Here is a 19,250-nt window from a genome sequence, read left to right as displayed (position 1 = left end):
GGACTCCAAGGTGATCGTCGCGATCAACAAGGACGAGGAAGCGCCGATCTTCCAGGTCGCGGATTACGGCCTCGTCGGCGACCTGTTCGAAATCCTGCCGGAGCTGGAAAGCAAGCTGTAAGGAAGATCGCTCTGGTGGTCGGTCGGTTCGAACTCCTGCTGGAAGTTGAAAGCAAAATGTAAACACAAACGGCCCCGCAAGGGGCCGTTTGCTTATCGTTGTAAGTTGCTGGTTAGACGATGGTTCAGGCAGCCGAAAGCCGCTCGCCGACGAACTCCAGGTGATGATCCACGTCACCCAGGTGGTGGTCGAACATCACAAGGTGCCTGGCGTAGTGGGAGATTCGACACTCCTCGGTCATGCCCATGGCGCCGTGGAGCTGAATGGCCTGTTCGGCGACGAAGCGGGCGGCTTCTCCGCAGTAAGCCTTGGCCGCGGCAACTCGGTAGTCGCGTTCGTCGGCGGGGCGCTCGAGGCTGGCGGCGGCGAGAATCGCCATCGAGCGAGACTGCTCCAGGTGCAAATGCATGTCGACCATGCGGTGTTGCAGTACCTGGAAGCTTGCCAGCGGGGCACCGAACTGACGCCGTTCCTTGAGGAAGGCCAGTGTCTGTTCGCAGGCGACCTCCATGGCGCCCACCGCCTCGGCGCAGAGCGCGGCGCGACCCAATGCCAATACCTTATCCAGGGCTTCTGCGGCGTCTTCACCGAGACGAGCGTCGTGGGATAGTACGACATCCTTCAGCTGCACATCGCTTGCTGCCTGGTTGTCGAGAGTGGGGTAGTCGCTGCGCTCAAGCCCCGGGGTGTCGGCAGGTACCAGGAAGACGGCGAGCGTGCCGTCATCGATCCGGGCGGTAACCAGCAGTGCCGTGGCTGAATCGGCCGCCAGCACTACCTGCTTGGCACCGTTGATCAACCAGCCGTTCGACTGTCGATGTGCGCGAGTGGTGATGGCGTGGGCATCATGGCGGGCGGCGGCTTCCTGCCAGGCCAGCGCTAGCCGAAGTTCGCCTGCCAGCAGAGGGGTCAGCCAACGCTCTTGCTGTGGGGCGTCTGCCAGGCTGGCCAGCAGGGTGCCGGGTAGCAGCAGGCCGGCCAGGTAGGGCTCTCGCACCAGGCCACGGCCAAGCGCCTGCATCACGATCATCACGTCGATGCCGTCACCGCCCAGGCCACCAACCTCCTCGGTAAAGGGTAACTGCAGCAGGCCCAGTTCGGCGAAGGTGCCCCACAGGGTAGAGGGCTCCCCGGGCAGGGCGTCATTCTCGGTTGGCGCCTGATCGGCGACCAGGCGCTCCAGGGTATCGGCGAGCATGCGCTGCTCGTCGCTGTAGGAAAAATCCATGGGGGCTCCTTAACATGCCGACCGGTTACATACCGAGCAGCGTCTTGGCGACGATGCTCTTCTGGATCTCGTTGCTGCCGCCATAAATCGAGAGCTTGCGGCGGTTGAAGTACTGAGCGCTCACCGCGGCATTTTCGGCTCGCTCGGGCTCCAGTTTCTGCTCGCCGTACAGGTAGTCGGGGAAGAAGGGCAGCGCCGCGGGACCCAGAGCGCGGCGGGTCAGCTCGCTGAGCTCCTGGCGAAGCTCCGAACCGCGTACCTTGAGCAGTGAGCTCTCGGCACCCGGGGCCCCACCGTCACGGGCGGCGGCGAGCACGCGCAGGTGGGTAACCTCCAGCGCCATCAGTTCGATTTCCGCTTTGACCACTCGCTGACGGAAGCTCGGCAGTTCGAGCAGCGGGCGGCCGCGGTGCTGGAGCCGACCCGCCAGCGACTTGAGATGGCGCAGCGCCTGCTTTGCGTGGCCAAGTCCGGCGATACCGGTGCGCTCATGGGTAAGCAGGAACTTGGCGCAGGTCCAGCCCTGGCCCTCTGCCCCGATACGGTTGGCTACCGGGACGCGTACCTCATCGAGGAATACCTCGTTGACCTCCTGGGCGCCATCGAGGGTGACGATGGGCCTGACGCTGATACCTGGACTTTGCATATCGATCAGCAGGAAGCTGATGCCGGCTTGCTTCTTTGCCTCGGGATCGGTGCGCACCAGACAGAACATCATGTTGGCGTGCTGTCCCAGAGTGGTCCAGGTCTTCTGGCCAGTGACGACATACTCATCGCCCTCGCGTACAGCGCGGGTGCGCAGGCTGGCCAGGTCCGAGCCAGCACCGGGTTCGGAGTAGCCTTGGCACCACCAGTCCTGGTTGGCGAGGATGCGCGGCAGGTAATGGCGTTTCTGCGGCTCGCTGCCGAACTTCATGATCACCGGTGCGACCATGCTGACCCCGAAGGGCACGATGGTCGGGGCATGGGCTGCGGCACACTCCTCGTCGAAGATGTGTCGCTCAACCGGGCCCCAGCCGGGGCCGCCATGTTCCTGCGGCCAGTTGGCACCGAGCCAGCCGCGTTCGCTGAGGATATTCTGCCAGCACAGATGGTCGTCGGCTGAGAGTTGCCGGCCGAGGCGTACGCGTTCGCGGATGTCACCAGGAAGCGCGGCGCCCAGGAAGTCACGGACTTCCCCACGAAACGCTTGCTCCTCGGCGCTGAAATCGAGGTTCATCAGGCTTCTCCTCCGGGGCTCTGGCCGGCCTGGCGATGGGGGCCGCCGAGGTGGCGCGGGTAGTCGAGTGACTCGATGGCGAGCAGGTCGATATCGCTGTTGCGGTAAGCCCAGCCGCTTTCGGCAAGCATCAGGCTGGCCGCCTCCATGGCTGCGTGGGGATTGGCGACATCGTTCTGGGCTGCTTTGGTCAGCGTGGCCAGCACGCTTCCCTGGCGGCTCACCACGACTGCCTGGCGCAATGCCTTGAGGGCATTGGCCGCGGCCTGCTGCTGCCCAGCGTCTGCACGCAGGGTAACCAGTTCCGCCATACCGCCTTGTTCAGCAACAACCAACGCCAGATCGGCATCGATGGAGTCGAGCTCTCCGGCGTCGGTAGGCGACAACATGGCGATGCGCAGGCAGTGCGCAGAGCACTCCACGTTGGCTTCAGGGGCTACCAGGCAGGCCTGGGAGTTCTCGATGATGGCGTCGCTGAGTTGAATGCCGGCGCCCTCGGCCTTGCCACTCAGGCGCTCGAAAAGAAGATGCTCTCCGATCAGGGCTAGATGGGTCAGAGCGGGAATCTCGCCGGCATGAGGGACCTTGTGAGGGGCGCGGGCCGCAAAGAAAGCATGGATCAGCCCGGCGCGCTGGGGCGAGTCCATGCAGGAGGCGAACAACTCACGCTCGCGGCGCAGGCCCTCGGCCAGGCTGCCTTCGCTGCTGGCGGCGATCGCCTCGATGCAACGGAACGGTGAATAGAGCTCGGGTACCTCCCGTTCGAGCCTGGCGCGGTAGCGCTCGATGGCCACTGGATCGGCCGCGGGGGGGGGCAGCTCGCCGGTTACCCGCGGCGAGTGCTTGCCGGCCAGCACGTCTCGCGCCGCTGCCAGGCCGGCTTCGAGAGGGTCGTTGGTGTCCGCCAAGGCATCGACGATACCGAGTTCTAGCGCCTCGTCCGCGGCTGCGAAACGTCCGCTGGTGATCAGGTCGAGCGCCGCCGCGATGCCGGCCAGGCGTGGCAGCCGCTGGGTGCCACCGGCGCCCGGCAGCAGCCCCAGCTTGACCTCGGGCAGACCCACCCGGGTGCCGGGCAGGGCGACCCGAAGCTGGCAGCCCAGAGCGACTTCGAGCCCGCCACCGAGGGCCGTGCCGTGCAGGACGGCCACGATAGGCTTGGCGCTGGCCTCCAGGTGCCTGATCACGTCCGGCAGGATCGGCGCCTGGGGCGGCTTGCCGAACTCGCGAATATCGGCACCGGCGATGAAGGTCCTGCCGCGAGTGACCAGCACCAGGACGCGAGCTTCGGGGTCTTCGTTGCCCTGTGCAATGGCCTCCACCAGGCCTTGGCGTACGGCCTGGCCCAGGGCGTTAACCGGCGGGTTGTCGATGACGATCACACCGATATCGTCATGGCGCTGGTATGTGACCGGAGTCGTCATGGGGTGGATCTCCCAGTATCTGGAGTGGAGGAGAACGAGTCGTGCAAACGGTAGCTCATGAGTCCGTGGGCGGCGTCAGCGCCGCCGCATGTGGCCGTGCCCGGCGCTGGCTCCAGCGAGCCAGCAGCACAGCAGGGACCAGGGCGGCGAGAGCGTAGGCGATCAGTTCGAGCTGGCTGAGTGGCACCATACCGCCACCGGGCAAGGCGATAAGCAGGCCGGCCATTAGCACCAGGCCTCGGACGAGGGTCTCGGAAAGGGCGCCTATGCCGAGTCGGCCGACGCCGATCAGATAGCCCTGCATGGCGGATGCGAACAGTACGATGCCGAACAGTGCCTGAATGAAGACCAGGCCGATCTGCAGCGGCTCGCCCTGCATGATCAGCGCCGGGTTGAGCACGAAAAGGAAGGGAATGAAGTATATCACGCTGCCCAGACGCATGGCCTGCAGGCCAGTGGCCATGGGGCGTGCGCCGGCTACGGTGGCGGCGGCAAATGCCCCCAGTGCCACGGGTGGGGTGATGAAACTCAGCATGCCCCAGTAGAGAATGAACATATGGACCGCCATGGGATCGAGCCCTCCACCCTGGATCAGCGCAGGGGCCAGCGCCACCGCGAGGAAGATGTAGGCGGCGGTAACGGTCATGCCGATGCCGAGCACAAAGCTGGTCAGGGCGCCCATGATCAGCAGCAGCGGCACGCTGCCACCGGCGATATGGATGAAGTCGTTGGCAATGGTGCCTGAGAGACCGGTCATAGATAGTGCACCGACCAGCATGCCGACGCCGGCCAGAATGGCAATCAGCTCGGCGAACAGCTTGGCCGCCGAGGAGAGCGACTCGCCCAACTCGCGTAGGCCCCAGCGGTTGTGGCGCGAGAACTGGTTAAGTACCAGCAGCAAAGCGGTGGCGTAGAACGGTGCCACTGCCTCACGCTGCATTACCAACAGCATCCATACCAGCAGCGCGAAGACGAAGATGAAGTACCAGCCCTCCTTCAGCGTCTGTAACAGTGAGGGTAATTCAGCGGCGGGAAGCCCCTTGATATCGTGGCGCGCAGCGTAGGCATCGATCTGGATGAATAGCCCGAGGAAATAGAGAATCGAGGGAATGACCGCGGCCAGCGCAATGGCCGCATAGGGAACGTCGAGGAACATCGCCATGACGAAGGCAGTTGCCCCCATCACCGGTGGCATCAGCACCCCACCGGTGGAAGCGCAGGCCTCAACGCCGCCGGAAAAAGAGCGGCCCATGCCGATACGGCGCATGGCGGGGATTGAAAGCACACCTGTGGTCAGCACGTTGCTGATCACGCTGCCGCTCATCGAGCCCATGAGACCGCTGGAGAAAATCGACACCTTGGCCGGGCCGCCGCGGACGTGACCGAGCAGCGCGAAGGCCAGGTTGATGAAGAACTTGCCACCTCCGCTCTTCTGCAACACTACGCCGAACACCAGGAAACCGATTACCAGGCCGGCAAATGCCTGAAGCGGCACGCCCATGATGCTCTCGGTGCTCATGGTGTGGTACATGGCGGTCTCCTCCAGCGTGGAGGGGAACGCCTGGATCGGCCCTGGCACGATATCTGCGACCAGCGGGTACAGCGAGAACAGCGAAACGATGATGGCAATGGGCCAGCCGCCGGCGCGACGGGCCGCCTCTATGATAAGCAGCCACCAGGCATAGCTTGCCATGATGGCAATATCGGGGGCGGCGAAGGCCCAACCGCGCTCGAGAATAGATTCGGCGTGATAGACGAAGTAGCCACCAACGATCAGCGTCGCGATGCTCAGGGCGTAGTCATACCAGGGTATCGGTCGATACTGCAGCGAGGCCTTGAGCGGCCACAACAGATAGACAAGCGGCAGCAGCAGGGCCACCACAGCGTAGTAGAACTGGGTCTCCAACCCGGTGACGAAGCGCAACCAGCCAAGGTTGAACAGGTAATCCAGGGTCATCAGCAGCAGCACGACCGTCACTGCGCCGGGAATCCAGCGCAGTGCAGGGGGAAGCGGACGAACGTGGGTGACCTTTTCCTTGAGCTCGCGCGTCGAATCTGCAGGGGGAGTGGGGTTGGTCATGGCGGCGTCCGTGAATCGGGGAAGGGGCGGCAAGGCCGCCCCAGGGTCTGGCTGAGAGGACTTGACTTACTGGAAAACAGGATCGAGACCAGCGCCGCTTAGCGCCTCGGCACGCGCCTGCATCCAGGCATCGCGGAACTCATCCTCGTCTGTAGGAGCATCAGTTAGGAAGTTGTTCCAGGTGGCGACGAGCAGTTCCTGACGTCCCACCAGCGACGCCTGATGCGCCTGCATTTCGTCTGTCCAGACGCCGATCTCCTCGTAGTACTCGACAACCGAATCGTGGAATGGAATGACCCATTTCAGATCCTGGTATTCGAAGGCGTAACCCACGGCACCGGGTGCGGCGTCCTTGTAGTCGTCGTAGTTTTCCTGCAGCGCCTTGATCAGGCCGTAGGCCACCTTGTCATCGAGATCCTGGTTGCCGACCACGATCGGATAGGGGTAGCTGGCGCTGGGCACAGGGTTGTCGGCGCTGACGTCACCAGCACCGGCTGTCACCTCATGGGGGCGAAAGTACGGCGCTACTGCCATCATGCGCTCCCAGCCCTCGGCATTGTCGGGGTCCAATACCGGCCAGCTGATTCCGCGAGGACTGCTTGCGAGTTGCTGCGCAGGCGGGGTCACGGTGGTGGTGAAGGAGGCATCGACGTTGCCGGCAATGATGCCGTCGAAGGAGCGGGCATAGCCGGGAAAGTCGACGCGCTCCACGTCGTCCCAGGTCAATCCACCGAAGGCAAGGTAGGCTTCTGTGCCCTTGTTCAGGGCGTCATCGCCGCGGATATAGGCGATACGCTTGCCGGCCAGGTCAGCTGGCGTCTCGATGTCGAGATCGCCGGCCACCGCCAGCGAGAGGCCGAACGAAGCGGTAGAGGTGGTAATCACGCGGATGGGCTGGGGGCCCCAGTCGCGGTGGGCAAACATCATGACGCCTTCAGCGCCGTAGTAGCTGGCAATGCCGCAGGCGCACAGATCGACGCGGCCCTGCTTGAGCGGTGTCATGCGCGAGACGTCATTGTCGCCGGGCAGGATACGCACTGAGGTACCGTATTTATTCTGCAGCATGTTGCCGATGGCCACGGCCTGGGCATAGCCACTTGAATTGGTGCCGTAGGCGGTCCAGGCCATGGTGCCCGGAAGTTCGACCTCGGCTGCCTGGGCCACGCTAGCGGATAGCAGCGAGAGTGGCAGGGTGGCGACAATGAGTGAGCGAGAGAGCTGGCGCATAGAGCGACTCCTGTAAATGCGATTGTTGTTTTGCTGTGCGGTATTTGATTCCGAAACTGCACTCGATACTAGGAAGCCGGTGACGCGGTGTCAACGCATGCTTGCCATTGTCGCGAGAATTGCTCGTCCGCTTGGCGGAATGTGCGCGTCAACTATTTGATAAGTCTTTGGAAAAGATTGGGAAGCAAGGTGCTTGGTTAGAGAAAAAAAGCGCAAAATACAACCAAGGTATAGCCGCTTTTGGCGCGAGGAGCAGCGGCGACCACTGGTTAATCCGTGGAGAACGGACGGGACAGCTCGCGCCAGGCCGCATAGGTGCTCAGGAACACCCGTCCGGTCATGTCGTCAAGAAAATCGCTGCGCTTGAGTTGGTCCATGACCGGACCCTTCACTTCAGCCAGGTGCAGCGTCACTCTAGAGTCGGAGAGTCGCGCATTGATGGCGTCCAGGCTTTCCAGGGCCGAGGCATCGATCAGATTGACCGCCGAGCAGATCAATACCACGTGCTCGAGTTCGGGGCGAGTGGCGACCAGATCGTAGACGGTATCCTCAAGGTAGCGGGCATTGGCAAAATAGAGGCTTTCGTCGATTCGCAACAGGGCCAGGTGGCTGATGGTCTCGGTGTCATGACGTTCGACGTTGCGAAAGTGCTCGGTGTCGGGTATGCGGCCCACCAATGCACTGTGGGGGCGGCTGGTACGGTAGAGGAACAGGCCAATGGAAAGTGCGACACCGCTGATGATTCCGGCTTCCACGCCTTCGACCAGTGTCAGCAGGATGGTCAACGCCATGGCTGAGAAGTCGCTGCGTGAGTAGCGCCAGGTCTGGCGGATCATGGGGAGGTCCACGAGGGTCAGAATTGCCACGGTGATGGTGGCGGCCAGAGTGGCAATGGGCAGATGGTAGAGGACCGGAGTGAAGTACAGCGTGATCACGCCGATACCGATGGCGGCAAAAAAACCGGCAAGCGGTGTGCGTGCGCCCGCATCATAGTTGATTACCGTACGCGATAGCCCCCCCGTGACCGGCATGCCGGCAGAAAAGGCCGCTGCCAGGTTGGCCCCACCGAGCCCGACCAACTCTTGGTTGGGTGAGATGCGCTCGCGTCGTCGGGCAGCAAGCATCTGCCCCATGGAGACGGACTCGACAAAGCCCACCACACTGATCAAGAAAGCGGGTATCAACAGTGCCCGCCACAGCGAGGCGTCGAAGCCGGGGAGTGTCAAGGGTGGCAGTCCCTGGGGTATGTCGCCGATGACGGCCACACCCTGTGCCGCAAGGTCGAAATACCAGGTAATCCAGGTGGTGACCACCACGGCGAGAACGGGGCCGGCTCGGGTAAGCAGATCGGCTAGGTTGCCGGGTAGGCCGAGTCCCCGTAAAGCCCGCTTGCCGCGCAGTCGTAGCAGAATCAGAAACAGCAGGCAGCCACCACCCAGGGCCAGTGTGGGCAGGTGGACTCCCGGTAATCCGGAGACCAACTCCGAGATACGTGGCAACAGTGCGGTGGAAGTGGCGTCGATACCTAGCAGGTGACCGGCCTGGCTGGCTGCAATCAAGATGCCGGAAGCGGACAGGAAACCGGCTATTACCGGGTGACTCAGAAAGTTGGCCAGAAATCCCATGCGAAGCATGCCCATGATAACCAACATCAATCCGGAGAGCAGTGACAGCACCAGGGCCGCCTGGAGATATGCCGCGCTATCTGGCGAGGCGACATCGCTAAGGGCAGCACCGGTCATCAGCGCGATAATCGCCACCGGGCCCACGGCAAGCGTGCGGCTGGTCCCAAGCAGGGTATAGGCCAGCAGCGGGAGCAGACTGGCATAGAGCCCTACTACCGGCGGAAGTCCGGCAAGAATGGCATAGGCCAATGACTGCGGTATCACCATCATGGTGACGATGGCTCCGGCCAGCAGGTCGGCACCGCACAGTCGGCGGTTATAGTGAGGCAGCCATGTCAGTATCGGTAGGTAACGCTTGAGCATCCGTTCACTTCAAAGTTGGGTGTGGTGACCGGCAGGAGAACCTGGGGCACAAGACTAAACGATATTGGTGATAGGGTTGGGACTTGGTTAGCATCAGGTGAAATAGACTCTACCGATTCTTCAACACATCAGGATACGACATGAAGCCCGAAACAATCGCCTTGCACCACGGCTACACACCTGACGATCAGCACGCCGTGGCGGTGCCGATTCACCAGACTACCTCATTTTCCTTCGACAGCGCCCAGCATGCGGCCGATCTGTTCGACCTCAAGGTCGAGGGTAATATCTATTCACGCATCATGAATCCAACGTGTGCGGTGCTGGAGCAGCGAATTGCCGCGCTGGAGGGCGGTATCGCGGGTCTGGCGGTTGCATCGGGCATGGCCGCGATCACCTATGCGATCCAGACCATCGCCGAAGCTGGTGACAATATCGTTTCCATCAGCGAGCTCTACGGCGGAACCTATAATCTATTCGCGCATACCTTGCCGCGTCAGGGTATCGAGGTGCGCTTTGCCGACAAGGACGACATCGCGGGTATCGAGTCATTGATCGACGCTCGCACCAAGGCGGTATTCTGCGAAAGCGTCGGCAATCCCTCTGGCAGCGTGGTCGACATGACCAGGCTGGCCGAGGCCGCCCATCGCCACGGCGTTCCCGTCATCGTCGACAATACCGTGCCCACGCCCTTCCTGTGGCGGCCCATCGAACACGGTGCGGACATAGTCATCCACTCCGCGACCAAGTACATCGGTGGGCATGGCACCACGGTAGGTGGCGTCATAGTCGACTCCGGCAAGTTTCCCTGGGCCGATCATCCGCAACGTTTCCCGCTGCTCAACGAGCCGGATGTCTCCTATCATGGGGTTAGCTATACCCGCGACGTCGGTGAAGCCGCCTTCATCGCGCGCGCGCGCGTTGTACCGCTACGCAACATGGGCGCTGCGCTGTCGGCACAGGCGGCCTGGAATCTGCTGCAGGGACTGGAGACGCTATCCCTGCGCATTGAGCGTGTCTGCGCCAATGCGCGTAATGTGGCGGAATATCTGGAAAACCACAATCTGGTCAACTGGGTCCAGTATGCCGGTCTGCCTGGCCACAAGGATCACGAACTTGCTCAGCGTTACATGAACGGCCATGCCTCGGGTATTCTCAGCTTCGGCATCCAAGGTGGACGCGAAGCGGGAGCGCGCTTCTACGATGCGCTGGGCATGGTCCTGCGACTCGTCAATATCGGCGATGCCAAGACCTGCTCCTCGATACCCGCATCCACCACCCACCGCCAGTTGAATGACGAGGAAATGCTCGCAGCCGGCGTGACACCCGACATGGTGCGCCTCTCCATCGGCATCGAGCATGTCGATGATATCATCGCCGATCTGCAACAGGCGCTTGCCGCCAGCCAGGCCTGACTGGCGTGGCCGCCCCCTGCATGGGGCGGCCCCCCCCCCACACAGACGGTACATCCACAGTCGGTACATCCCGAAGCATAACCTCACCTGATTACGCATAAGCCTCAGCAGGCGCCTGGTGGAGGCCGCCACGTTGGCGGTGATCGTTGGCGTTGGCAATACTGACAGGAGGCCTGCGGCCTCCCGTCGTGAGCTGAAACTACTCCTGCAGCGGCGTGGCAGCGTTGGTGGAGGCAATCGCTAAGGGAGGACGATTTATAACGTCTTGGCCCTCCGAGCTCTTTCAGTGTGGCTCAAGATAGGCCCGATGGCTGATCAAGGTGAGTAATCAGGTAACCTCATGATATCGGCTGATAAGTCACATACTTGAGTTGTGCTTTCGTCTCTCAGGCCAAAGTGGTAATGCGAATACTACTTATATGACGCTAATCTCGGCTACTCCCAATAACAAAGAGATAAGGCGTCATGCGGATACTGATGTTTCTGTTAGCCGCGACCTCCCTCGCCGCGGGCGTTTTCGTAATGAACGGTCTCGGGTTGGGGTGGCAAGCCTACCTCGGCCTGAGCCTCGCTGCCCTGGCGGGCTGCCTTCTATCACTCACTGGGCTGGCCAGTATTTACCGCGCCAATGCCGCCACCCTGGAAACGCAGGGCATCAGGACCTTGCTCCCGGCTACCCGGGATTATCTGTCATTGCGGCGCATGGCCCATGGCTTGATTCGCCAGGCCAGTAATACCGCCATTGCCTCGGCCGAAGTGTCGCATCATGCTGACCGCATGGATCAGCGCCTGGAGCGCCAGGGACACACGGTGCGTGAGGCCTCCGCCAGCATGGGCTCGATCACCTCTGCCATCGAACAGGTGGCAGCGAGCGCGGCCAACGTGGCCAATCTCGCCAGCCGCTCACGGGATGCCAGTCATGTCAGCCGCGAAGCACTTGGCCAGGTGATCGAGGAGATGCAGATGCTCGCCGAGCGCTCGGAAGAGGCGCTGGGGCTGCTTAACATGCTGAGCCAGAAAGCCGATAGCGTACGCCACGTCACTTCATTGATCGAGGAGATCGCTGAGCAGACAAACCTGCTGTCGCTGAATGCCTCAATCGAGGCGGCTCGTGCCGGCGAGCATGGTCGCGGCTTTGCCGTGGTGGCAGGTGAAGTGCGCCAGTTGGCGGGACGGACAGCGGATGCCACACGCAATGTCGAAGCACTGGTTGGCGATATCGGTGACAGCAGCCATCGCGTGGTCGATACCATCGGTCATCTGATGCAGCGCGTCGGTGATCGTGCCAAGGAGATGAGAAAGGTCGGTGAACAGCTTACCGAGATGACAGGCAACTTCGACCAGGTCGAAAGCGAGATTCGTTCCATTGCCGTGGCGATGGAAGATACCAACCAGCACTCCCAGCGAGTGGCGGGAACACTGACGATACTGGCGGCTGAGGCCGAACAGGGCACCCGCGATATGCATGGTCTTGCGAGCCAGGCTCATTCGCTCATGGAAGGGGCAGAAGCCGTCGATGGAGCGCTGGCGCAACAGCGGTTGGAAGGGCGACACCAGCAGGTCTTCGAGGCAGCACGCCAGGCTGCGATTGAGCTCGGTTCTCTGCTCGACTCGGCAATCAAGCGTGGTGAGCTCGACGAGCAGACTCTTTTCCATGCCACCTATACGCCGATACCCGGCACCAACCCCCAGCAGTACACGACCGGTGTCGTCAGCTATACGGACCAGCACTTCCCGGCCATCCAGGAGCCGCTATTGGATCGCCTGGGGGTCGCCTACGCTATCGCTATCGACCGGCGAGGCTACATACCGACGCACAACCAAAGCGTCAGCCAGCCACCTAATGGCGAGTATGATCACGATCTGAAGTTCTGCCGTAACCGTCGCATCTACGAAGATCCTACCGGTCAGCGTTCGGGCACACACGAGGAGACGTTGCTGCTGCAGACCTACAAGCGTGATACCGGGGAGGTCATTCATGATCTATCGGTGCCGATCTATGTGGGTAGCAAGCACTGGGGAGGATTCCGTGTCGGCTACAAGCCCGAGGCAGCCTGATCGTTGCTGAGGTTATCCACTCATTTCGACTGGCTCTCGGCCGGAGTCAGAGGTTGTTGGCCTCGGGTATGCCATGCCGACCAGGAGTATAGCGTCAGGCTGACCCAGATCAGCACAAAGGTGGCCAGTTGGATCGGTGAGAGCGGCTCGCGAAATACCAGCAGTGCGATGAAAAACTGAATGGTCGGGTTGAGGTACATCAGAAACCCAAGTGTCGCCAGGCGTAGCCGCCGAGCAGCGCCAGCGAAAGCCAGCAGCGGCAGAGCGGTGATCACGCCACTGGCCATCAACAGCAGGGTGGTGCGAGGCATGTCGAGAAAGTGCGAGAGATCGTTCATCGACAGCCAGGAGAGCGCCATCAGTCCCAGGGGCAGCAGTAGCAGGGTTTCAACGAAGAGGCCTGAAAGGCCGTCGAGGGGAACCTGCTTGCGCAGCAAGCCATAGGTGCCGAAGGAGAGCGCCAGAGTCAGGCTGATCCATGGCAGCTCACCCAGCAGTACCAGTTGTATAATGATGGCCGTTGCGGCAAGCAGCACGGCCAGACTCTGCAGCCCGGCCATGCGTTCGCGCAGTACCAGCATTCCCAACGCGACATTGATCAGCGGCGTGAGAAAATACCCCAGGCTCGCCTGGAAGACCTGGCGGGTTTCCACGGCATAGATATAGAGCCCCCAATTGATGGCAATCAGCACGGCGCAGCCGAGTACACGGCCGAGCCGCCTGGGTTCGGCCAGCGCTTGGCGGATCGGGTGCCAGCGATTCATCACCGTAACAAGCCCCACCAGGAAGAGACAGGACCAGATGACGCGGTGAATCAGGATCTCGAAAGCGGGAACGCCTTGGAACAGGGCGAAGAACAGCGGAAAGCAGCCCCACATCACATAGGCGGTCAGGCCGAAGGCAACACCCTTGGTGGCTTCGGCATCAGGAAGGGGCTTGGGGGACATTCCATCATCTCTTGGCGAAAGCATCAACTTAGCAGGCTATTTGTCGCTTTTCCATGGGAGCGGTTGAGTGTGGCTGCTGGCTGACGGAGGCGCCCTGCTGAGTTAGGCTATGGGGTATGGCGATTCACCCAAGGGAAGCCGGAATGAGCGACTTACGTACGACACTGGTGCAGTGCGACCTGCGCTGGGAAGACCCAGAAGCCAACTGTCGCATGCTGGAAGCTGAACTCGACGGAATCGATGGTGCGCAAACCGATCTGATCGTTCTGCCGGAGATGTTCTCGACCGGTTTTACCATGAATTCGCGTGAAATGGCCGAACCCATGGAGGAGAGCCGCGCTGTGGCTTGGGTTCAGCAACAGGCCATCGGTCGTGGCTGCGTGGTGACCGGTAGCGTGGCCGTGGTGGAAGGCGAGCACTATTTCAATCGCCTTATCTGGGCGCGTCCGGATGGTAGCTGTGTTCATTATGACAAGCGTCACCTGTTTCGGATGGCCGGTGAGCACGAGCGCTATTCCATGGGTCACGAGCGAGTTATCGTCACGCTAAAGGGCTTTCGTATCCTGCTGAGCGTCTGCTATGACCTTCGCTTCCCCGTCTGGCTGCGCCAACAACCGGCCGCCGATGAGCATTTCGAATACGATGCCCTGCTCTGCGTGGCCAACTGGCCTGCCCCACGACGACATCCTTGGCGCATTCTGTTGCAGGCGCGGGCGATCGAGAATCTCTGTCCGGTGATTGGCGTCAATCGCGTCGGTGAAGACGCCAACGGCATGGCCTACGCTGGTGACTCCATGCTGGTGGACTTCAAGGGCGAGGCAGTGATCGATGAGCCCCGTGACCAGCCATTCATCAAGACAGGGGTGCTGTCCCGGGCCGAACTCGATGCTTTCCGCGACAAATTCCCGGCATGGCGGGATGCCGATCATTTCAATGTTGCTGATGGAGTCGGTTTCTGATGCGATTGGACCGATTTCTATCCGAGACCACCGACCTGACACGCGGTCTAGCCAAGAAAGCGCTGCACCGGGGCGAGGTCACCGTAAATGGTGAGGTAGTCAAGCAGCCGGCGCAGCACGTCGGTGAGCAGGACAGGGTGCACTTGGAGGAGGAGCTCCTGGTGCTTGTCGGACTGCGCTATATCATGCTGAATAAGCCGGCCGGTGTAGAGTGTAGCGCCCGGCGGGGGCTATACCCCAGGGCAATCGAACTGATTGAGCTGCCCAAGGTCGAGCGGCTGCAGACGGTAGGGCGGCTCGATGTCGATACTACCGGTATGGTCCTGTTGACCGATGACGGGCAGTGGTCTCATCGTGTTACGTCACCCCGCAAGCGTTGCGGCAAGGTCTACCGTGTCAGCCTTGCCGAACCGCTAGAGGGTGAGGCGCTGGAAAACGCTGTGGCCTACTTTGCGGAAGGGGTCCTTCTCGACGGCGAAGAAAAACCAATCCGCCCCGCCGGATTGACCATGCTCACACCTGTTGATGCCGAGTTGACGCTCTACGAGGGAAAATACCATCAGGTAAAGCGAATGTTCGGCGCTATCGGTAACCGCGTGGAAGCACTGCACAGAGTTTCAATCGGGCCGTTGAGCCTTGACGAGCTGGCGCCAGGCGAGTGGCGGGAACTAACCGATGCGGAGGTAGCCGCCTTTAGCTGACGGCTGACGTCACGGGTACCTGCCCGAGAGGCGATGCACGGCCTATACCGACCGCTATTTATACCGTTATCTCACTGTCAACCCATCATGCTCGGACGAACAGTCGAACAGATCCGTCAGCGGTCGATGCGAAGCCCCGCCGCTTTTACCAGCGCACGCGTGTAGTTGCTGGTCGGGTTCTCGAGAACGTTCTGGCAATTACCTTCTTCTATCAGCTCTCCGTCTTTCAGAACCATAACCCGATGTGCCATGGCACGCACCACAGCAAGGTCATGGCTAATGAATAAGTAGCTCAGTCCTCGGCGAACCTGCAGGTCGCGAAGCAGTTCCACGAGCTGTTTCTGTACAGTGCGATCAAGGGCCGAGGTCGGCTCGTCGAGGATCACCAGCTCGGGTTCGAGAATGAGGACGCGGGCTACGGCTATGCGCTGACGCTGCCCTCCCGAGAACTCATGGGGGTAACGTGCAGCACAGTCGGCCGGCAGGCCGACTTCATGCAGCGATGCCTGTACCCGCTGCAAGACCTCGCTCTCCGCCAGCTTGGGATAGTGAAAACGTAGTCCTTCACTGACGATTTCCGAGACTGGCAGGCGCGGGGATAGTGAACCGTAGGGATCCTGAAAGACGACCTGAAAACGACGCCGACGCTTGCGCAGAGCATTACCGCTCAAGCGGTCGAGACGTTCGCCGCCAAAATCGATCTCGCCGTCACAGGGCGTTAGCCTCAGTAGCGCCATGGCCAGGGTCGTCTTGCCGGAACCTGATTCGCCGACGATACCCAGCGTTTCGCCGGGTGCGATCTGAAGATTTACCGGTTTGACGGCCTCGAAGGCTGGCGGACGCTTGGCGAAAAGCCGCTTTGGTCGCTGGAAGCTGACAGACACGCCTCGGGCCCGTAGCAGAGGTTGGTCGGCAGATACCGGTGCGGGGTGCCCGGTGGGCTCAGCCTCCAGCAAGGTCCGGGTATAGGCGCTGCGGGGTGAGTTGAAGACATCGGAAACCGGGCCAGTCTCCTGCTCGCGGCCATTGAAGAGCACACAGACCCGGTCGGCATGCCGGCGTACCAGATTGAGGTCGTGGGTGATGAAGAGCATGCCCATGCCGTGCTTGTCTCGTAGCTCGGCGAGCAGGGCGAGAATGTCCTGCTGAACGGTGACATCGAGGGCGGTGGTGGGCTCATCGGCGATCAGCAGTTCGGGATCATTGGCAATCGCCATGGCGATCATCACGCGCTGTCGCTGACCGCCGGAAAGTTGGTGCGGCCAGGAATCCAGCAGCTCATCGGGGCGTGGCAGCCTTACCTGCTCCAGCAGTGTACGCGTCCGCTCGCGTGCTTCGCGACCGGAAAGTCCCTGGTGTAACCGCAGTGTCTCACCGATCTGCTTGGCCACAGTGTGCAGTGGATTGAGCGAGGTCATTGGCTCCTGGAAGATGAACCCGACACGTCCACCACGCAGCCCCTGCCAGTCGCGTCTCTTGAGGCTGGTCAGGTCAGTCTCGCCCAGCCAACGTCCGCCTTCCACGCGAGCATTGTCGGGGAGCAGGTTCATGGTGCCCAGCGCCGACACCGATTTGCCGGAGCCGGATTCACCCACCAGGGCAAGGGTCTCGCCGCGACGTACCTCGAGGGTCAGCTCCTGCAGTACCGTTACGCCGTCGAATGCGATGGTCAGCTTGTCCAAGCGCAGCAAGTATCGAGAATGCGATTCAGGCATCGGGCTGGGTCCTGGTCAAGTGAGTTGCACTCGGGGCGTGTTGAATATGGCGTGGGTCGAAGGCATCACGTAATCCTTCGCCGATGAACACGAGTAGAGACAGCATCAGCGACAGGCTGACGAAGGCAGTGATGCCAAGCCATGGGGCATGCAGGTTGTTCTTGCCCTGGGCGACCAATTCTCCCAGTGAGGGGGAGCCCGGCGGCAGACCGAAGCCGAGGAAATCCAGAGCGGTCAGTGTGGTGATGGCACCGGTGAACAGGAAGGGAATGAAGGTCAGTGTCGCGACCATGGCATTGGGCAGGACGTGGCGCCACATGATCAGGCGCGATGGGAGTCCCATGGCCTTGGCTGCGCGCACGTACTCCAGGTTTCGAGCCCGCAGGAATTCGGCGCGCACCACATCCACCAGCCCAAGCCAGGAAAAAAGTAGCATGATGCCCAGCAACCACCAGAAGCCAGGTTGTACCAGGCTGGCCAGGATGATCAGGAGAAACAGCACCGGCAATCCCGACCAAATCTCTGTCAGACGTTGGCCGACAAGGTCGGTCTTGCCACCGAAGTAGCCCTGTATGCCACCAATGAGTACGCCCATCACCAAAGAGCCAACGGTCAGTACCAGGGCGAAGAAAACCGATAAACGGAAGCCATAGATGACCCGGGCCAGAACATCGCGCCCTTGGTCATCGGTGCCCAGCCAGTGGCGCCTGTCGGGCGGAGAAGGCGAGGGGCGCATCATTTGCATGTCCAGGGTCTGGTAGGAGAAGGGGATCGGTGGCCAGAGCACCCAGCCATGGTCCTCGATCTGCGCCTGTATGAACGGGTCGTGGTAGTCGGTCCGTGTCGGCAGAAAACCGCCGAACTCGGTCTCCGGATAATCAACCATCAAAGGCGCATACCACTGCCCATCGAACTTCATCACGATGGGCTTGTCGTTGGCAATCAACTCGGCGATGAGGCTGAGGCCAAACAGGATCAGAAAGATCCACAGCGACACCCGCGCCCGGCGGTTGTGGCGGAAAACGCTGATGCGTCGACGAGCGATAGGGGAGAGCTTTGAGGTGAACGCAAAGGCCATTGGTTCAGGACTCCCGAGTCTCGAAATCGATGCGTGGATCCACCCAGACATAGGTGAGGTCGGAAATCAGCTTGAGGATCAGCCCGATCAGGGTATAGAGGAAAAGCGTGCCGAAGATCACCGGGTAGTCACGCTGCATCACCGCCTCGAACCCCAGCAGCCCCAGGCCCTCCAGCGAAAAAATCACCTCGATCAGCAGCGAACCGGTGAAAAAGATCGTAATGAGGGCCCCGGGCAGGCCGGCAATGATGATCAGCATGGCATTGCGAAACACATGTCCATAGAGGGTGCGGCGGTCGCTGGCACCCTTGGCGCGGGCGGTAAGTACGTACTGCTTGTGGATCTCGTCGAGGAAACTGTTCTTGGTCAGCATGGTCAGGGTGGCAAAGCTGCCGATGGTCATGGCCACCACCGGCAGGGTAATGTGCCAGAAGTAATCCTTGATCTTGCCCCATGTCGAGAGTTCGTGGAAGTCTGGCGAAGTGAGGCCGCGCAGTGGGAACCAGTCCCAGTAGCTACCTCCGGCAAACAGCACGATGAGCAGGATGGCAAACAGGAATCCAGGGATGGCGTAGCCCACGATTACCAGCCCCGAGGTCCAGACATCGAAGCGTGAACCGTGATGCAGTGCTTTGCGTATGCCGAGGGGAATCGATATCAGATACACGAGAAGAGTGGTCCAGAGGCCAAGCGATATCGATACTGGCAGCCGCTCGATCATCAGTTCGACGACAGGCCGGTCACGGAAGAAGCTATTGCCAAAATCAAAGGTGGCGTAGTCGCGCATCATGCCTAGAAAGCGGATATGGGCCGGCTTGTCGAAACCGAATTGTTGCTCGAGTTGCTCGATAAAACGTGGGTCCACACCGCGTGCGCCGCGGGATTCGTCGCGGACCACAACGTCGCCGCCTCCAGTATCCAGGCGGGTACTGGACATGGCGTCCATGCCTTCGAAACGCGCCATCATCTGATCGATAGGGCCGCCAGGTGCGGCCTGGACGATGATGAAGTTGAGCAGCATGATCCCAATCATGGTAGGGATCATCAGCAGCAGTCGGCGCAGGATGTAGCGGCTCACGATGGGTTCATC

14 protein-coding genes and 1 pseudogene are annotated in these 19,250 nt (G+C 61.2%); 5 read left to right on the top strand and 10 right to left on the bottom strand.

Features of this window, described 5'->3' with window-relative positions; all coding sequences use genetic code 11:
- Window positions 1–121, top strand: a pseudogene (locus tag DU490_RS08555) (electron transfer flavoprotein subunit alpha/FixB family protein); the annotation flags it as partial.
- A gap of 124 nt (window positions 122–245) precedes the next feature.
- Here DU490_RS08555 and DU490_RS08550 read toward each other — a convergent pair.
- From DU490_RS08550 to DU490_RS08525, 6 genes are all read right to left on the bottom strand, one after another.
- Complete coding sequence (locus tag DU490_RS08550) at window positions 246–1,349, bottom strand: acyl-CoA dehydrogenase family protein (RefSeq protein WP_114573893.1); 1,104 nt, start codon at window positions 1,347–1,349, stop codon at window positions 246–248.
- Window positions 1,350–1,374: 25 nt separating this feature from the next.
- Window positions 1,375–2,568 carry an acyl-CoA dehydrogenase family protein gene (locus DU490_RS08545; protein ID WP_114573892.1) on the bottom strand — a complete coding sequence of 398 codons (1,194 nt, stop codon included), beginning with the start codon at window positions 2,566–2,568 and terminating at the stop codon, window positions 1,375–1,377.
- Window positions 2,568–3,992 (bottom strand): enoyl-CoA hydratase/isomerase family protein, encoded by a 1,425-nt coding sequence (locus DU490_RS08540; protein WP_114573891.1) that lies wholly within the window; start codon window positions 3,990–3,992, stop codon window positions 2,568–2,570. Before DU490_RS08540 ends, DU490_RS08545 begins: the two co-directional genes overlap by 1 nt.
- Before the next feature lie 55 nt (window positions 3,993–4,047).
- Complete coding sequence (locus DU490_RS08535; protein WP_114573890.1) at window positions 4,048–6,072, bottom strand: TRAP transporter fused permease subunit; 2,025 nt, start codon at window positions 6,070–6,072, stop codon at window positions 4,048–4,050.
- Window positions 6,073–6,138: 66 nt separating this feature from the next.
- On the bottom strand, window positions 6,139–7,299 hold the full coding sequence (locus DU490_RS08530; protein WP_114573889.1) for a TAXI family TRAP transporter solute-binding subunit: 1,161 nt from the start codon (window positions 7,297–7,299) through the stop codon (window positions 6,139–6,141).
- A 269-nt stretch (window positions 7,300–7,568) separates the two neighbouring features.
- The gene (locus DU490_RS08525; protein WP_114573888.1) at window positions 7,569–9,287 is read right to left on the bottom strand and encodes a SulP family inorganic anion transporter; all 1,719 of its coding nucleotides are present in this window, start codon (window positions 9,285–9,287) and stop codon (window positions 7,569–7,571) included.
- A gap of 140 nt (window positions 9,288–9,427) precedes the next feature.
- Between DU490_RS08525 and DU490_RS08520 the strand changes: the two genes are divergently transcribed.
- Window positions 9,428–10,702, top strand: coding sequence for an O-acetylhomoserine aminocarboxypropyltransferase/cysteine synthase family protein (locus DU490_RS08520; protein WP_114573887.1), 1,275 nt, complete (start codon window positions 9,428–9,430; stop codon window positions 10,700–10,702).
- A 465-nt stretch (window positions 10,703–11,167) separates the two neighbouring features.
- The gene (locus DU490_RS08515) at window positions 11,168–12,760 is read left to right on the top strand and encodes a methyl-accepting chemotaxis protein (protein ID WP_258801516.1); all 1,593 of its coding nucleotides are present in this window, start codon (window positions 11,168–11,170) and stop codon (window positions 12,758–12,760) included.
- A 20-nt stretch (window positions 12,761–12,780) separates the two neighbouring features.
- Here the strand turns inward: DU490_RS08515 and rarD are convergent, their stop codons facing one another.
- On the bottom strand, window positions 12,781–13,707 hold the full coding sequence (rarD, locus tag DU490_RS08510; protein WP_114573886.1) for an EamA family transporter RarD: 927 nt from the start codon (window positions 13,705–13,707) through the stop codon (window positions 12,781–12,783).
- Window positions 13,708–13,850: 143 nt separating this feature from the next.
- On the opposite strand from rarD, the gene DU490_RS08505 reads away from it, so the two are divergent.
- Complete coding sequence (locus DU490_RS08505; RefSeq protein WP_114573885.1) at window positions 13,851–14,666, top strand: amidohydrolase; 816 nt, start codon at window positions 13,851–13,853, stop codon at window positions 14,664–14,666.
- The gene (locus DU490_RS08500; RefSeq protein WP_114573884.1) at window positions 14,666–15,367 is read left to right on the top strand and encodes a pseudouridine synthase; all 702 of its coding nucleotides are present in this window, start codon (window positions 14,666–14,668) and stop codon (window positions 15,365–15,367) included. Before DU490_RS08505 ends, DU490_RS08500 begins: the two co-directional genes overlap by 1 nt.
- A gap of 116 nt (window positions 15,368–15,483) precedes the next feature.
- Here the strand turns inward: DU490_RS08500 and DU490_RS08495 are convergent, their stop codons facing one another.
- Genes DU490_RS08495 through DU490_RS08485 form a run of 3 tightly spaced genes read right to left on the bottom strand, consistent with a single transcriptional unit; the run spans window position 15,484 to window position 19,238 of the window.
- Window positions 15,484–17,082, bottom strand: coding sequence for an ABC transporter ATP-binding protein (locus DU490_RS08495; protein ID WP_114573883.1), 1,599 nt, complete (start codon window positions 17,080–17,082; stop codon window positions 15,484–15,486).
- Window positions 17,075–18,160 carry an ABC transporter permease gene (locus DU490_RS08490; protein ID WP_114573882.1) on the bottom strand — a complete coding sequence of 362 codons (1,086 nt, stop codon included), beginning with the start codon at window positions 18,158–18,160 and terminating at the stop codon, window positions 17,075–17,077. Before DU490_RS08490 ends, DU490_RS08495 begins: the two co-directional genes overlap by 8 nt.
- Before the next feature lie 4 nt (window positions 18,161–18,164).
- Window positions 18,165–19,238, bottom strand: a complete 1,074-nt coding sequence (locus DU490_RS08485) for a microcin C ABC transporter permease YejB (RefSeq protein ID WP_114573881.1) — start codon at window positions 19,236–19,238, stop codon at window positions 18,165–18,167.
- Window positions 19,239–19,250 lie beyond the last annotated feature (12 nt).

The sequence above is a fragment of the Halomonas sp. DQ26W genome (assembly GCF_003339685.1).
Taxonomy (GTDB): domain Bacteria; phylum Pseudomonadota; class Gammaproteobacteria; order Pseudomonadales; family Halomonadaceae; genus Halomonas.
Note: the sequence above shows the minus strand (reverse complement) of the source record. Positions and strands in the feature narration are given on the sequence as shown.

Excerpts from the sequence above, each read along its gene's own strand:
- DU490_RS08550 (WP_114573893.1), bottom strand. The coding sequence starts at position 1,349 with ATGGATTTTTCCTACAGCGACGAGCAGCGCATGCTCGCCGATACCCTG.
- DU490_RS08520 (WP_114573887.1), top strand. The coding sequence starts at position 9,428 with ATGAAGCCCGAAACAATCGCCTTGCACCACGGCTACACACCTGACGAT.
- DU490_RS08525 (WP_114573888.1), bottom strand. The coding sequence starts at position 9,287 with ATGCTCAAGCGTTACCTACCGATACTGACATGGCTGCCTCACTATAAC.
- rarD (WP_114573886.1), bottom strand. The coding sequence starts at position 13,707 with ATGTCCCCCAAGCCCCTTCCTGATGCCGAAGCCACCAAGGGTGTTGCC.
- DU490_RS08545 (WP_114573892.1), bottom strand. The coding sequence starts at position 2,568 with ATGAACCTCGATTTCAGCGCCGAGGAGCAAGCGTTTCGTGGGGAAGTC.
- DU490_RS08490 (WP_114573882.1), bottom strand. The coding sequence starts at position 18,160 with ATGGCCTTTGCGTTCACCTCAAAGCTCTCCCCTATCGCTCGTCGACGC.
- DU490_RS08535 (WP_114573890.1), bottom strand. The coding sequence starts at position 6,072 with ATGACCAACCCCACTCCCCCTGCAGATTCGACGCGCGAGCTCAAGGAA.
- DU490_RS08505 (WP_114573885.1), top strand. The coding sequence starts at position 13,851 with ATGAGCGACTTACGTACGACACTGGTGCAGTGCGACCTGCGCTGGGAA.
- DU490_RS08500 (WP_114573884.1), top strand. The coding sequence starts at position 14,666 with ATGCGATTGGACCGATTTCTATCCGAGACCACCGACCTGACACGCGGT.
- DU490_RS08515 (WP_258801516.1), top strand. The coding sequence starts at position 11,168 with ATGCGGATACTGATGTTTCTGTTAGCCGCGACCTCCCTCGCCGCGGGC.
- DU490_RS08540 (WP_114573891.1), bottom strand. The coding sequence starts at position 3,992 with ATGACGACTCCGGTCACATACCAGCGCCATGACGATATCGGTGTGATC.
- DU490_RS08530 (WP_114573889.1), bottom strand. The coding sequence starts at position 7,299 with ATGCGCCAGCTCTCTCGCTCACTCATTGTCGCCACCCTGCCACTCTCG.
- DU490_RS08495 (WP_114573883.1), bottom strand. The coding sequence starts at position 17,082 with ATGCCTGAATCGCATTCTCGATACTTGCTGCGCTTGGACAAGCTGACC.